The sequence below is a fragment of the Vibrio sp. PID17_43 genome (assembly GCF_002608565.1).
Classification (GTDB): Bacteria; Pseudomonadota; Gammaproteobacteria; order Enterobacterales; family Vibrionaceae; genus Vibrio.
This window is the reverse complement of the sequence record NZ_LIXM01000005.1, coordinates 64,478-79,625: the sequence shown is the minus strand read 5'-3', so window position 1 is coordinate 79,625 and position 15,148 is coordinate 64,478. Positions and strand designations below refer to the sequence as shown.

The window sequence follows — 15,148 nt, the reverse complement described above, 5'->3', positions numbered from 1 at the left end:
TTAACCACCAAACTGAATGCGGTGAAGCTGCGCATAGGCACCATCTTTTGCAATCAAATCAGCGTGTGTACCGCGCTCAACAATAGCACCCTCATCCACAACCAAAATTTCATCTGCTTTTTCAATGGTCGACAGACGGTGGGCAATAACGAGAACCGTCTTATCTTTTTGCAGCTCATCTAATGCGGATTGAATTGCACGTTCAGATTCCGTATCCAGTGCCGAAGTGGCCTCATCAAGGATGAGAACTGGTGCATCACGCAACAGCGCTCGAGCGATCGCCACACGTTGGCGCTGACCACCAGAAAGACTGGCACCATTTTCACCAATCATGGTGTCGAGACCCTTTTCCATTTTACTGATAAATTCCATTGAGTGGGCTAAGGTAGCCGCCCTTTCAATGTCTTCAGTTGTATACTTAGCTTCTGTTGCGTAAGCGATGTTATTGGCAATCGTATCGTTAAACAAATGAACATTCTGAGAAACCAATGCAAATTGCTCACGCAGGTTCTTCAGCTCGTAATCCCGAATATCATGACCATCAAGAGTAATAGATCCATCACTCACATCGTAGAATCGGTTGAACAGGTTCGCAATGGTACTCTTACCTGAGCCTGAACGACCAACTAACGCGACGGTTTTTCCACGAGGAATATCAAAGCTGATGTTCTCAAGCGCAGGTTTTTCCGCACCCACATAGGTAAAGCTTACGTTTTTTACCGATACGTCACCTTTCGCGCGCTCAACGGTAAATTTGCCTTCGTTCTTCTCTGGCTCTAGATCGACTAACGCAAATAAAGTTTGGCTCGCGGCCATACCACGTTGGAATTGTGACGTGACGCTAGTTAGTGCTTTAAGCGGGCGCATCAAGCCAAACATTGCCGAGAACACCACCGTGAAAGTACCTGGCGTCAATTGTTCTTTAATCGAATCGATGCTTGCTAGGTACAAAACAACCACAATCGCGATAGATGCAATCATCTGAATGATAGGGTTAGCTGCAGCCTGAGCGGTCACCAACTTCATGCTTTGCTGACGCATTTGGTTGCTCACTTTCTCGAAACGTTTGCCTTCGATATCCTGACCACCGTAACTCAATACAACTTTGTGACCTTTCAGCATTTGCTCTGCCGATGCCGTCACATTACCCATCATGGTTTGCATATTCTTGGAGATCTTTCTGAATCGCTTCGAAACAACACCAATCCCCCAAGCGACCAAAGGCGCGACTGCAAATAGAACTAACGATAATTGCCAGCTATTATAAAACATCAGTACCAATAGACCGATAATACTTGCACCTTCGCGGACAATGCTCACTAGCGCCTGGCTGGTCGCTGCAGACACTTGCTCAGAGTCATAAGTAATACGGGACAGCAAATTACCTGTTTTTTCCTTATCAAAGTAGGAAACTGGCATGTGCATGAAATGGTTAAACACCATTCGACGAACCAGCATAACCACATTGCCGGATACCCAACTCAAACAGTAGGTAGAGACAAAACCACTCACACCACGAATAAACATCATGGCGAAAACGATCAGAGGAAGCGTACGCAAAAAGTCTGATTCCGCATTACCAAAACCTTCATCAAGAAGCGGTTTTAGAAGTGAAATCATATAGGTATCTGAAATAGCATTAATCACTAATGCTATGATGGCAACGATCAGACCTGATTTGTAAAGGCGAATAAATTGCCAAAGACGCTTAAACGTCGCCCAGGTCGTTTCATCAGTATTTATCGACATAGAAGTGCTTTATTTTCTTACATTAAGACTCTTATTCTACCCCCTTACGCAGCATCTGCCTATACCAAGGCTCAAATGTATCACCACGTTTGGTTTCAAAATACCAATTGTTTTGACTAATAAACACGCTCACTTGCCCTTTATCTCCCGTATCAAGCCAATGAGCGTTGGCTTCCTGATACGCCGCTTTCACACTTTTTGCTGGCATTCCCCACTGATTGTTTTTCGCTAATGAGGCAATTGCCAATTTGGGCTTAACGGCGTTAACGAACTCAGAAGTGGATGAACTCTTACTGCCGTGATGTGGCACAAGTACGACATCACTAGCGACCAGTTCAGGCTGCCGAATTAAGATCCATTCACTAATGGCTTCTATGTCGCCCGTCAACAACAGTCGAAAGTGAGTTCGCGGATCAGTAAAACGAATAACGCATGAATGAGGGTTGTAAGCCCGCGTCACCCTTTTGGGAGGCCAAAGCACCTCAACCTCTAACCCCTGCCATTGCCAATTCTCACCAGCAACGCAAGGCTGAAAGTTAGTGTAATTCTGACTACTCAACTTATGGATCGGAGAAAACTGTGTTTCAATCACTAAGCGTCCACCAGCATGGTCTGAGTCTGCATGGCTGATGACGAAAGTATCAATCGAATCATATCCCCTTCGATGTAATATGGGCACGATGACCTGCTCTGCAATGCTTCCTGAATGCCAAGATTTACCTGTGTCATATAGAATAACTTCGCCATCCTTTTCTATAATTACCGCTAAGCCATGGCCAACATCTAGTACGTCAATTCTCCAACGACCGTTTTCTCTTTCATCAAACACTGCCACACTCATCACGACCAAAACGACAACAAACAAAGCTTGCTTTACGAGAAAACGGTTAAACAGCACAAACAGGCATAAAGCCACCATCAACCACGTCGCCTCAGCGCTTAGAAACTGCCAACTTCCCACAGCAAACTGTATTGACCAACTCAGCGGCCAAAGCGCCCAGTCTAGTAACTGCCACAAGAAAGCAGATAAAGACTGAGACAGTAAAGAGCAGGCAAGAGCTAAAAACATTAAAGGCACGACAATAAAGCCAAACCAAGGAATAAAAATGAGGTTATAGATAATCGCTGATAGACTCGTCCCCGAAAAGAAATAACCACTAATAGGCACTATCAAAAAAGTAAGTACTAACTGAACGCTAAATAGCACTTTGAGCTTGGAAAACAAACTTCCTCTTTTCTGTTCAATCACATTGACCGCAAACAGTACCGCCACCACCGATAAATAAGACAACCAAAAGCTTATGCTGAGCGTCGCAAAAGGCTCCCAAAATAACTGTAATGCTACGGCAAGTAATAGAACTCGCCAAGGGCTCCAATGCACTAAGAAAAGCTTTAACATCACGTAAACCACGCAAACAGCGGTCGCTCGAATTGTAGGCAGTGAAAAGTCAGCCAACCATGCATAGCCCACCGCAACGGCCACACCAAAAAAGGCAGGCAACAAAATATGGTTAGGAAAGCCGTAACGAACGACGAAACCTAATCCCATACCTAAGCTAAACGCCATTCCGATATGCAAACCCGATATTGATACCAAGTGCAGCAGACCACTGTCGCGCAACTGACGCCAATCTTGCTCAGTAAGCTGTGAGCGTTCACTAAATGCCAAAGCCTGAATCCAGGCGAGATGTTGAAGCTGGGAAATATCATCCGTAACTGATTTGATGACATGTTGACGAAGTGAAGGTGTGGTACGGACAATCCATTTGGCTTGAGATGACACCGTTGATCTAGCAATAATGCCCTGACTCATTGCATGTTTTTCGGCATCAAATCCCGCTTCATTTCTTAACCCAAATACTGGCTTTAAGGTTGCTTGAGTCGTAAAGCGGCTGTTAACTGGGAGTGGGAAAGGGGTTATCAAACGGATTTTCGGTTTAAAAAAAGGTAACAGGCTTTGAGAGTTCACCCGACTTATCTCCGCAATTCCTTCGTATCCGTGACTTATTTGCTTAAAAGGGCTGCCAACTCGACCAATTATGGTAATATTCCCCTCTGCTTGAAACAGGGCTTGTCTTTGATACTCCATAATATTGCCATGGACAACGACAACCAAAATACCCCAAATTACGCCTATGCTAATAATGCCGCGATGTAATTTGATTATTAAGCCAGTGGCAATGATTCCCGGCAGCAACCAACGCCAATCTGGCATCGTCGGCCACCAGCTAGACGAAATTACGCTCGCTACAAATAACGCCAAGGTCCAACTTTTTTCTGAGAGAGTCATGTCGTCCTATGCCTAGAAAGCTGATAAAACGCTTCATGCCAGATCATGAACTGATCAAACGCCAAAAAGCACTAAAGGTCTTCGGCAACGTGCTGTACAACCCGAATCTATGGTGTTTAAACCGTCGCTCCGCGTCCGGTGCTTTTGCTGTTGGCCTGTTTATGGCGTTTGTACCGCTGCCGAGCCAAATGATCATGGCGGCAGGTCTTGCCATTGTGCTAGGTGTAAATTTGCCTCTTTCCGTTGCTTTGGTTTGGATCAGCAATCCAATCACTATGCCCGTGCTATTTTATTTCGCTTACAAGCTTGGGGCGCTCGTCATGCATGTGCCGCCACAACCGTTTAATTTCGAACTATCGTGGGAATTCATCATGCAGCAGATGAACACTATTGGTCCTCCATTCCTACTGGGCTGTGCAATTTGTGGGGTTACCTCTGCAATTGTCGGTTACTTTGGTATTCGAGGCCTATGGCGCTATTCCGTCGTTCGCAGTTGGCAAAAACGTAAAATAAGATAAGACGTTATAATACAAATCGCAGGTTACAGAGCTCGAAGTGAGAGACGATTAACGTCCGAAATGAAATTTGATGTCACTCGAGTATGAAATACACTGAGCAAACTGAATAATAGAGAAAAGGACCGAATATCGGTCCTTTTTGCTTTATAACCTTTAACGGCTGTTCAAGCTTGAATGAGCCTCGCCTACTTATTTTGAACTTAGCACCGCCGCTGGATTGAGCTTAGCCGCACGAGAAGCCGGATACCACGTTGCCAACAAGCTGAGCAACATTGCAGTCATCGCCACTAGCGCGACATCAGGCCAATGCAACTGTGATGGCAAGAAGTCCACAAAGTAAATATCCCCCGACAAGAATTGATGACCAATCAAGCTTTCTATCCCTTTAATAAATGGGGTAAGGTTCAACGCAACCAAGACACCAGTAATACTGCCTACAAGACTGCCAAACACACCAGAAAACACACCTTGCCAAACAAAGATGCGCTTAATCAGGCCATCTTTCGCCCCCATCGTACGTAAAATCGCAATTTCAGCCGCACGGTCTTTTACCGCCATCATGAGGGTCGATACAATGTTGAAGCACGCAACACCTATCACCAATACCATTACCAAGTACATGATGGTGCGAACTAATTGAATATCACGATATAAGAAACCAAACTGCTGCTGCCAACTCTTTAGATACACGTATACGTCAATTAAGTTACCCACTTCTCGGACAATAGATGGCGCATTAAGTACATCATCGGTCTTAAGTGAAATGCCCGTTACCCCATCCCCCAAACGCGCGTATTGCTGTGCATCAGCCAATGGGACCAGCGCTAATGAGTGGTCGATTTGCCCATTCAACGTTAGAAAACCCGCGACTTTAACCCGCACACGTTTTGGCGCTTGGACTTTATTGGTGCTGCCAGTCTGAGGGACCATCAAAGTGACATAGTCACCCACATCAACCTTTAGCTCATTCGCAACACCACGGCCCAAAATCACTAGCTGCTGGCCCGCATAGAAATTTTGCCATGCTTTTGGATCAATAAAATCCGACATACTTGAAACCGCTTGTTCAAAAGCAGGATCCACACCACGCACTTCAATCGCTTTTAGCTTGCTGCCCTTTTCTGCTAACCCCGTGAATCGAACGTAAGGGGCGGCGGCCACGACATGCTCATGGGTCATGGCTTGGTTCATTGTTCTAGTGTAATTGTGCAGTGGACCATTGACCCCCTCCAATTCACCATGTGGAATGACAGACAGCACTCGTGATTGCAGTTCACGCTCAAAGCCATTCATCGCTGACAAACCAATGATGATCACCGCCACACCAACGGCGATACCAATCGTTGAAGATAGAGAGATAAACGACACCATCTTGTTACGCTTTTTCGCGCGACTAAATCGACCGCCAATCATCAAGGCTAAAGATGAAAACAAAACTACCCCTCCACAGACGCAGGTTCGGTGGTAAAACGATCCACCAAAAGACCATCTTGCATATGCATTTGACGGTCCATCTTTGCTGCTAGCTCGTTGTCATGCGTGACCACGAGAAAAGCAATATTTGATTCTTGGTTTAATTCACGCATTAAGTCATAAATCGCTAGCGCAGTAGTATGATCCAAATTTCCCGTTGGCTCATCGGCTAAGACAAGATCCGGCTTATTCACCAATGCACGCGCAATAGCTACACGCTGACGCTCACCGCCAGACAGCTCCGACGGGCGATGGTCCATGCGATGTCCCAACCCCACTTTCTCTAGCAAAGCTTGGGCTGCTTCTTTCGCTTTATCGACCTTAGTACCACCAATTAGAAGCGGCATTGCCACGTTCTCAACTGCGGTAAAGTCCGCCAGCAAGTGATGAAATTGATAAACAAAGCCTAGATGCTTATTACGCACTGCCGCTTGTTTGTTCGAACTCAGTGTTGAAAGGTTCTGCCCTAAAAAGTCCACTTCGCCTTGTGTCGCATCGTCCAAAGCACCAAGAATATGAAGCAACGTACTTTTACCCGAACCAGATGAACCAACAATTGAAACCAATTCGCCTTTCTCGATATCAAAACTGACCCCTTTCAGCACTTCAGTATCTAGCGAACCCTCTCGGTAGATTTTGCGAATATCACGACATTCTAATAGCTTATTCATAGCGAAGTGCCTCAGCAGGTTTAACAGAAGATGCTCGGTAAGACGGGTAAATAGTGGCAGCTAAGCTCAGAGCAATCGCTAGCACTACCACTAATAAAATTTGGAATGAATCAATCACGATTGGCAAATGGCCACCAAAGCTAAACAAGGCAACGCCTGCCGCTTCCAGAATCGCATTTAGGTTGAGCGATAAAGCAACGCCGACAGCACCGCCAACAATCGCACCAATCACACCACTACTCGCGCCCTGTACCATGAAAATTGCCATCACTTGAGATTGTGTCATCCCTTGTGTTTTTAAAATCGCGACTTCGGATTGCTTCTCCATCACCACCATAATCAACGCAGAAATGATGTTAAACGCCGCGACACCAACAATTAGCCCCAGCATTAAGCCCATCATGTTCTTTTCCATTTTCACCGCTTGGAAAAGCTCACCGCGCTGTGCTCGCCAATCACTCCATTGCCAACCTTCCGGCATTGGTGTATCGGCAAAGTCAGTCACCATAAATGGGTCAGAGAAAAATACGCGCCAGCCGGAAACCGTATCTTGGGGAAAACGCATCAACTTAGCCGCATCGGTCATGTTAACGATCATAAGTTGGCCATCAACGTCTGAGCCTGTATTGAAAATACCAGCAACCGTGAAGTTACGTTGACTGGGGATTCGGCCGAAAGGGGTAAATTGCGTTGCGTCGGTGACCATCAATCGTACTTTATCGCCCATAGATACTTTTAGCGCGCGAGCCAAGCTATGACCTAAAAATACATTGTATTCGCCCGCTTGCAGTGAAGATAACCGACCGGCAATAAGATGATACGAAATCGGATCGCCTCGCTTTGGCTCAATGCCAATCAAATAACCCGCCGTTAGTTGCGCAGCGCTTTGTATTATCGCTTCCCCTCGGACGATAGGTTCAGGCTCAGCAATGGAGGACATTTGTTGGATAAACTCCGGTGAGGTATCAGTCAGTGATGTTTTGCCATCCTGCTGCGAGATAACAGCATGAGGAAGCACACCTAGAATGCGATCTTTTAATTGCGCTTCGAAGCCATTCATCACCGAAAGCACCGTTACTAACGCCATCACACCAATCGTGATGCCCGCAGTCGACATATAAGAAACAAAACGGCTAAACCGATCTCCGGAGCGGCCCCGAAGATACCTTAAACCAATAAACAGTGAGATAGGATGATACATATAGGACAAATCAACCGATTGTTTAGATAGTACACTAGCGAGTATCTTACCTTACTCTATCTATGAAGATGACAAGATAATCGCTAAATTTGTCAACGACATGCAATAAGTCTGCATTTAGAACAAAAAGTTCCAGCAGAAAAACAGGTAAGCTTGATAACTTATCCTGATTAGCGATAATCAGAGCCCTATCTCTAAGTTAGCGTGCTCGTTGGCAGAAAAGGACCGATTTATGACAGAGCAAGAATACTTCACCGTACATCATAACCTGACGATCAACGTGGAAGCGTTAGGGTCTGACTTTGCTCTGCCAGACGAAAACACGTTTGTCTCAGAAATCCCTGCCCCTTTTATCGTGGCAAGCGAGTTCAGCCAATTAGATATGCTGGCAGACAAGGCGCGTCTTGAACTACAAAACAAAGAGCTAAAACACGTCATCAACCTGCTTGACACACAAAATGCTAAACTCAACCTACTGCTCAGTTTTATGCTCTCGCAGCAAGATGAGGCAATGGTGCGATTCCAAACCACTCAGTTTGGAGCGAGTCAACTGAGTTATCGATCGGATATTGAGATAGATGTAGAACAAGTCGTGCGCGTAAAACTCTTTTTAGACCATCCGGCAGCAGCCATTTACTGCTACGCTCAGGTAGTAGAGTGCGAACCTTCAGAACAAGGCTTTGTCATCACGCTTAGATACAAGTTGCTCAGAGAAACCGACCAAGATTTACTGATCAAAGCCGCGCTATACCAACAACAAAAACTACTACGTCAGCGTTCATTAGAGCGAGATAACAAATAATTACCATGACAAAAGCAACGATTCTCTCCGTCACCAATCCTTCCGAACGTGGCGACAAAAAACAGCTCGGTAATCTACCCGGAGCAGCATTGCCGATGGCGATTGCGGAGCTAGCGAAACAACATTCAAGTCACTCGCTACTTGTGGTGCCCGATCCACAAATCGCGCTAAAACTACAAGCAGAAATCGAACAATTTACTGACCAACCAGTGAGTCTCTTTCCTGATTGGGAAACACTGCCTTATGATAACTTTTCTCCACACCAGGAGATCATCTCTGACCGCATCGCCCGTCTATACCAACTGCCACATCAACGTGGCGGGGTAACGATTGTCCCTGTCAGCACCGTTTTGCAGCGTCAGTCCCCTCGAGACTTCTTGCTGAAACATACCCTAATGGTCAAAACTGGCGATCAGTTCTCACTAGACAAACTGCGTGTTCAACTGGAAAATTCTGGTTACCGTCATGTCGATCAAGTATTCGGGCCGGGTGAATATGCAAGCCGTGGGTCGATCATCGACCTATTTCCAATGGGAAGTTCAGATCCATACCGCATTGACTTTTTTGATGACGAAATCGATACCATCCGAACCTTCGATCCCGAGAATCAACGTTCCATCGAGGACATCCAGCAGATCCAACTGCTGCCTGCACATGAATTTCCGACGACCAAAATTGCGATTGAAGATTTCCGCACCCGTTGGCGTACTCAGTTTGAGGCGCGACGCGAACCAGAGTCGATTTACATGCAGGTCACCAAAGGCACTTGGCCGGCAGGCATTGAGTATTGGCAACCACTATTTTTCGATCATACCGAAACACTGTTCGACTATTTGCCACAAGATTCTCAACTGATCATTTTTGGTGATATAGAAGCGGCAGTAGACACCTTCTTAAATGATGTCGCGTATCGCTACGACCAAAAGAAAATTGATCCGTTACGCCCACTGCTTGCTCCACACGAGTTGTGGTTAAAGAAAGAAGAACTATTTAGCCACTTAAAACTGTTGCCACAGGCTCAATTAAGCCTTGATAAAGTGGCAAGCCGCGGTGGTCGCCAGAATCTTGCGGTACAATCACTTGTCGAACTTGGTGTACAGCAACAAAACAAAGAACCCCTTGCGCGTCTACGTCAATTCAGTGAACAGTTCACTGGCAAGATCGTCTTCTCGGTCGAATCAGAAGGCCGTCGCGAAGCACTCACAGAACTACTACAAGGTATTAAAGTGCGACCTGTTGTTCATGGTTCGCTATACCAAGCTCTCGACTCTGATGACCGATTCAGCCTGACGCTAGGGGCGGCGGAACACGGCTTTATTCATAATGAGCTCAATTTCGCTCTGATTTGTGAAAGTGATTTGCTTGGCGATCGCGTCATTCAGCGTCGCCGAAAAGACAAAAAAGCGGTCAACAGCGATACCGTAATCCGCCATTTGGCAGAGCTAAAGCCGGGACAACCTGTCGTACACATCGACCATGGTATCGGCCGGTACATTGGTCTACAAACCCTTGAAGCGGGCGGCATGAAAACCGAGTACGTAACGCTGGAATATCAAAATGATGCCAAGTTATACGTACCAGTGTCATCGCTCAATCTCATCAGCCGTTACTCGGGTGGCGCAGAAGAAAGTGCACCACTGCACAAGCTTGGGGGTGAAGCCTGGGTAAAAGCGCGTCGTAAAGCGGCAGAAAAAGTGCGTGACGTTGCGGCAGAGCTGCTGGACGTTTACGCAAAACGTGAGCTTAAACCTGGCTACAAATTCCAGCTGGATCGCGGCCAGTACGCCACGTTCAAAGCAACGTTCCCGTTTGAAGAAACCGACGACCAAGCAATGGCAATCAATGCCGTACTATCCGACATGTGCCAAGCAAAAGCCATGGATCGTCTTGTTTGTGGTGACGTTGGCTTTGGTAAAACAGAAGTCGCAATGCGTGCGGCATTCGTCGCTACCGATAACAATAAACAGGTCGCGGTACTGGTACCAACCACCCTTTTGGCACAGCAGCACTTTGAAAACTTCCGTGATCGTTTTGCTAACCTACCGATCCGGGTAGAAGTATTATCGCGCTTTAAATCAGCCAAAGAGCAAAAAGTCATTCTTCAAGATGTCGCCGATGGCAAAGTCGATATTGTTGTAGGTACACACAAGTTGCTGTCGAGTGATATAAAATTCCAAGATCTTGGTCTTCTGATTGTCGATGAAGAACACCGTTTTGGTGTACGCCAAAAAGAGAAAGTAAAAGCGATGCGTGCGGATGTCGACATCCTAACACTCACTGCAACGCCAATACCACGAACTTTAAATATGGCGATGAGTGGAATGCGTGACTTGTCGATCATTGCCACGCCTCCTGCTCGACGCCTGGCGATCAAAACGTTTGTTCGTCAACGTGAAGAGTCTGTCGTTCGTGAAGCGGTGCTGCGTGAGATCATGCGTGGCGGTCAGGTATATTTCCTACACAATCAAGTAGAGACCATTGAGAAAGCTGCTGAAGATTTGCAGAAACTCGTTCCAGAGGCTCGTGTCACTGTAGCCCATGGTCAGATGCGGGAACGAGAACTCGAACGCATCATGAACGACTTTTACCATCAAAGATTCAACTTGCTCGTGTGTACCACCATTATTGAAACGGGTATTGACGTGCCAACCGCAAACACGATTATTATGGATCGTGCTGACAACCTTGGTTTAGCGCAGCTTCATCAACTACGTGGCCGTGTAGGTCGCTCTCATCACCAAGCCTACGCATACCTACTGACACCGCATCCAAAAGCCATGACTAAGGATGCGATTAAACGCTTAGATGCCATCGCCTCACTCGAAGATCTTGGTGCAGGCTTCACACTGGCGACTCATGATTTAGAAATTCGTGGCGCGGGTGAATTATTAGGTGATGAGCAAAGTGGTCAAATTCAATCAGTTGGCTTTACACTGTATATGGAAATGCTTGAGCAAGCAGTTGAAGCATTGAAAGAAGGTAAAGAGCCATCGCTAGATGAACTGCTTCGCGAACAAACAGAAGTCGAGATACGCATTCCTGCGTTACTGCCGGACGATTACATCCCTGACGTAAACACTCGCCTGTCAATGTACAAGCGTATTGCGAGCGTAACGGACGGTGAAGGTCTTTCCGAGCTTAAAGTCGAACTGATTGATCGCTTTGGTTTATTACCTGACGCAACTAAGAACCTCCTAACAGTCTCTGAGCTGAAAATTGGAGCGGGAACGATCAAAGCTAAAAAGCTGGAAGCCCATGATAAGGGGGGATTTATTGAGTTTTACCCGGATGCTGACATTAATCCAGCGTATTTAGTTACACTGCTGCAATCACAGCCGCAAAAATTTGCAATGGAAGGTCCAACTAAGTTCAAGTTTAGCGTACCATTAACAGACCGACGAAAACGCATTCAGTTCGTACAAGACTTGCTGAATGATTTTAAACAAAATTTATTACCAACGAGCTAATAGTCGAATGAGAATACTGATCCCGTTATTGCTTCTTTGTGTCTCCATGCCATCCTGGGCGCAACGTCAATTTGATATTGAAGTGATTATTTTCAAGCGAGCAATCGACACTGAAAGCACCAGTGAGTCATGGCCAAACCAACTGCCAACCATCGAAATGAGTAATGTCGGCAGCCTCGATAATGACTCTTACCGAAGCTCAAAAGGTGTAACACTGTTGCCGCGTTCATCTTTCCAACTCAATGCTCAAGCAGCGGCGCTAAACAATCATGCCGGCTTTAAAGTACTGAAGCACGTGGCATGGCGACAAGGAGACAGCGGTAAAGCAAGCGCGCCAATTTTTCGAATCGTTGGTGGTCGCGATTTCTCAGGTTCTTACTATGCGGATGGCAGTCCAATCACTGGCGATGCTCAAACATTGATGACCGATGGCTACAGCGAAGAAGTTATCAGCGGCCCACTTTACGAGTTAGACGGTAAGATTCAAATCTATGTTCAGCACTATTTGTTTGCCGAAACCACATTGGACCTGCGTGAACCGAGTGTTCGTGAAGTCCGAGTAGAAGCACAACCCGCAGAGCAAATCTCTGACGAGTTTGGTGAAGTAGAAGGTAATGTGCAAGTCGGTAACCTAGTAGAGATATCGCCAACCGTCACACAAGAAACATTTCTTAAGAGCTACCGACTGGATCAAAAACGTCGCATGCGCAGTGGTGAAACGCATTACCTAGACAACCCACTAGTGGGGATGATCATCCAAGTTCGTCGCGTTCAATAACGACCGACATTAAAGTAAAGCGCAGCGCTTGCTGCGCTTTATTGTATCTAGGAGCAATATCCATTCATGAGTCCAGATTTCGAAATCATTACTCCTCGCTTGACCCTGCGACTTATCCCTTCAGAAGATGAGCACTCACTGCAAAGCTTATTGGCCAATTCCCCTTCCCTACATAAATGGCTAGATTGGACTGATAAACACATCACTCTAAAAGAAGCACAAGACTTTCTATTAGCCACCCGCTTGAACTGGGTTAAAACTGACGCTCTTGGGTTTGGAATCTACAATCGCGAGCACAATAATTTACTTGGAATGGCGGCGGTGAACGAGCTTTATCATACGTTCAATATGGCAAGTATTGGTTACTGGGTGGCGGATCGCTACCAACGTAATGGTTACGCTCAAGAAGCGGTCAGTGCACTGGCAGAATTCTGTTTCGACACTCTGAGTTTAACCAGAATCGAAATCGTCTGCGATCCAGATAATACTGCGAGCCAATCTTTGATCGAATCCGTTGGCGCAGTGAAAGAAACTATCGCGAGAGACCGCTTTATCTTTCATGGAAAACCGAGAGATGGTGTGGTGTATTCACTGTTACCAAGTGATTTAAAATAAAAAAGCCACCGACATACGATGGCTTATACTTGGAATCTGCATTGGCTCTAGCCGGGGTTACCTATTAGTGCAGCTTCAGATTTGGACGAAGGACACGATTGATGCGACCAACCAGCATCATCAACCCCGTCTTGATCACACCATGCAATGCCATTTGATGCATTCGGTAGAGTGAGATGTACACTACACGAGCGATACGACCTTCAACCATCATTGAGCCTTTTGTTAAATTACCCATCAGGCTACCAACCGTCGAGAAACGACTTAGAGAAACCAAAGAACCATGATCTTTGTAAACATAATCCTTCATCTCGCGTCCATTTAACTTCGCCACGATATTGCTGAACGCTTGGCTCGACATCTGGTGTGCTGCCTGGGCACGAGGCGGTACAAATGAACCATCAGGCTGAGTGCATTGCGCCAAGTCACCAATGACAAAAATATCATCGTCACGAGTCGTTTGCAGCGTACCTTTGACTACCAGTTGATTGATGCGGTTGGTCTCTAGCCCAGCGATATCTTTGATGAAATCAGGCGCTTTGATACCAGCAGCCCATACCATGATTTGTGCTGGAATTTTCTCCCCATCTTTCGTCGTCAAACCGCCCTTCTCGGCTTGCGTTACCATTGTCGCAGTACGTACGTTAACGCCAAGTTTAACCAACTCTTGATGTGCGGCAGAAGAAATACGCGGTGGAAGTGCAGGAAGAATACGCTCACCCGCTTCAACCAGACTTACATTTAACTTGCTAGAGTCTAAATCACCAAAACCGTAAGTACGCAGCTCTTTCACTGCATTGTGAAGTTCTGCTGAAAGCTCGACTCCTGTTGCACCCGCGCCCACGATAGCGATATCCACCGTGCCGTTGCCACTTTTTGCATGCAGTTTTAAGAACTCGTTGTTCATCTCACTGCGGAAACGATGCGCTTGTTCGGGGCTGTCGAGGAAAATACAGTGCTCACGAACGCCTGGTGTATTGAAGTCGTTGGATGTTGAGCCGATTGCCATTACCAAAATGTCATACTCTAGCTCGCGACTTGGCATCAAAAGTTCGCCATGGCCGTCTGTAAGTTCACTTAAAATGATCACCTTACGCTCACGGTCAATATCTTGAAGACTGCCCATCTGGAAATCGAAGTGATGGTTCTTCGCGTGAGCACGGTAACTCAATGCGTCCACACCTTCGTCCAATGAACCCGTTGCAACTTCATGCAACAACGGTTTCCACAAATGACTGGCTTTACGGTCTACTAATGTAATTTGCGCTCGGTTTTTACGACCAAGAGTGCGACCCAGTTTGGTCGCCAACTCAAGACCACCAGCACCGCCGCCTACAACGATAATGCGTGTCACAATGATTATCCTCTACAAAAAATGAATATATGGGTTCAGTCCGATGCTTGCTGACAGACATGCTGCCGCAACGCACCCAACCGATGAATTCTGTTTAGAGGCAAGTTCACTTTGGATTAACACCGATACCATCTTATATTGACTTATTCTTGTTAATTGTATGATTAGCATCGACTTGCGTGCCTGAAAAACACGACCTCAGACAACAAATAGGCAAGTTTATTACTTGC

At 46.3% G+C, this 15,148-nt stretch carries 11 protein-coding genes; 5 read left to right on the top strand and 6 right to left on the bottom strand.

Annotated features, from left to right (window positions below; all coding sequences use genetic code 11):
• Together msbA and AK965_RS05020 are read right to left on the bottom strand one after the other, a co-directional pair.
• On the bottom strand, nt 1-1,749 hold the full coding sequence (gene msbA / locus AK965_RS05025; protein ID WP_099078582.1) for a lipid A ABC transporter ATP-binding protein/permease MsbA: 1,749 nt from the start codon (nt 1,747-1,749) through the stop codon (nt 1-3).
• A gap of 31 nt (nt 1,750-1,780) precedes the next feature.
• Nucleotides 1,781-4,039: a DNA internalization-related competence protein ComEC/Rec2 gene (locus tag AK965_RS05020; protein ID WP_099078581.1), complete on the bottom strand. Its 2,259-nt coding sequence runs from the start codon at nt 4,037-4,039 to the stop codon at nt 1,781-1,783.
• 8 nt (nt 4,040-4,047) lie between these two features.
• Here AK965_RS05020 and AK965_RS05015 point away from each other — a divergent pair, with 8 nt between their 5' ends.
• A complete protein-coding gene (locus tag AK965_RS05015; protein ID WP_099078580.1) occupies nt 4,048-4,557 on the top strand; it encodes a DUF2062 domain-containing protein in 510 nt (169 codons plus the stop codon).
• Nucleotides 4,558-4,746: 189 nt separating this feature from the next.
• Here the strand turns inward: AK965_RS05015 and lolE are convergent, their stop codons facing one another.
• From lolE to lolC, 3 genes are read right to left on the bottom strand one after another with little or no spacing between them, the layout of a single operon-like run.
• Nucleotides 4,747-5,991, bottom strand: a complete 1,245-nt coding sequence (gene lolE / locus AK965_RS05010; RefSeq protein ID WP_099078579.1) for a lipoprotein-releasing ABC transporter permease subunit LolE — start codon at nt 5,989-5,991, stop codon at nt 4,747-4,749.
• A gap of 2 nt (nt 5,992-5,993) precedes the next feature.
• The gene (gene lolD, locus AK965_RS05005; protein WP_099078578.1) at nt 5,994-6,701 is read right to left on the bottom strand and encodes a lipoprotein-releasing ABC transporter ATP-binding protein LolD; all 708 of its coding nucleotides are present in this window, start codon (nt 6,699-6,701) and stop codon (nt 5,994-5,996) included.
• Complete coding sequence (lolC, locus tag AK965_RS05000; RefSeq protein ID WP_172438068.1) at nt 6,694-7,902, bottom strand: lipoprotein-releasing ABC transporter permease subunit LolC; 1,209 nt, start codon at nt 7,900-7,902, stop codon at nt 6,694-6,696. The genes lolD and lolC overlap by 8 nt, the downstream gene beginning before the upstream one ends.
• 232 nt (nt 7,903-8,134) lie before the next feature.
• Here lolC and AK965_RS04995 point away from each other — a divergent pair, with 232 nt between their 5' ends.
• The 4 genes from AK965_RS04995 (at nt 8,135) to AK965_RS04980 (ending at nt 13,564) form a co-directional block, all read left to right on the top strand.
• Nucleotides 8,135-8,704 carry a PilZ domain-containing protein gene (locus AK965_RS04995; RefSeq protein WP_099078576.1) on the top strand — a complete coding sequence of 190 codons (570 nt, stop codon included), beginning with the start codon at nt 8,135-8,137 and terminating at the stop codon, nt 8,702-8,704.
• 5 nt (nt 8,705-8,709) lie between these two features.
• Complete coding sequence (gene mfd, locus AK965_RS04990) at nt 8,710-12,171, top strand: transcription-repair coupling factor (protein WP_099078575.1); 3,462 nt, start codon at nt 8,710-8,712, stop codon at nt 12,169-12,171.
• A 7-nt stretch (nt 12,172-12,178) separates the two neighbouring features.
• Nucleotides 12,179-12,949, top strand: coding sequence for a peptidoglycan binding protein CsiV (locus AK965_RS04985; RefSeq protein WP_172438067.1), 771 nt, complete (start codon nt 12,179-12,181; stop codon nt 12,947-12,949).
• Between the two features lie 66 nt (nt 12,950-13,015).
• A complete protein-coding gene (locus AK965_RS04980; protein WP_099078573.1) occupies nt 13,016-13,564 on the top strand; it encodes a GNAT family N-acetyltransferase in 549 nt (182 codons plus the stop codon).
• 64 nt (nt 13,565-13,628) lie between these two features.
• Here AK965_RS04980 and AK965_RS04975 read toward each other — a convergent pair whose 3' ends face one another.
• Nucleotides 13,629-14,918 carry an NAD(P)/FAD-dependent oxidoreductase gene (locus AK965_RS04975; RefSeq protein ID WP_099078572.1) on the bottom strand — a complete coding sequence of 430 codons (1,290 nt, stop codon included), beginning with the start codon at nt 14,916-14,918 and terminating at the stop codon, nt 13,629-13,631.
• Nucleotides 14,919-15,148: the final 230 nt, after the last annotated feature.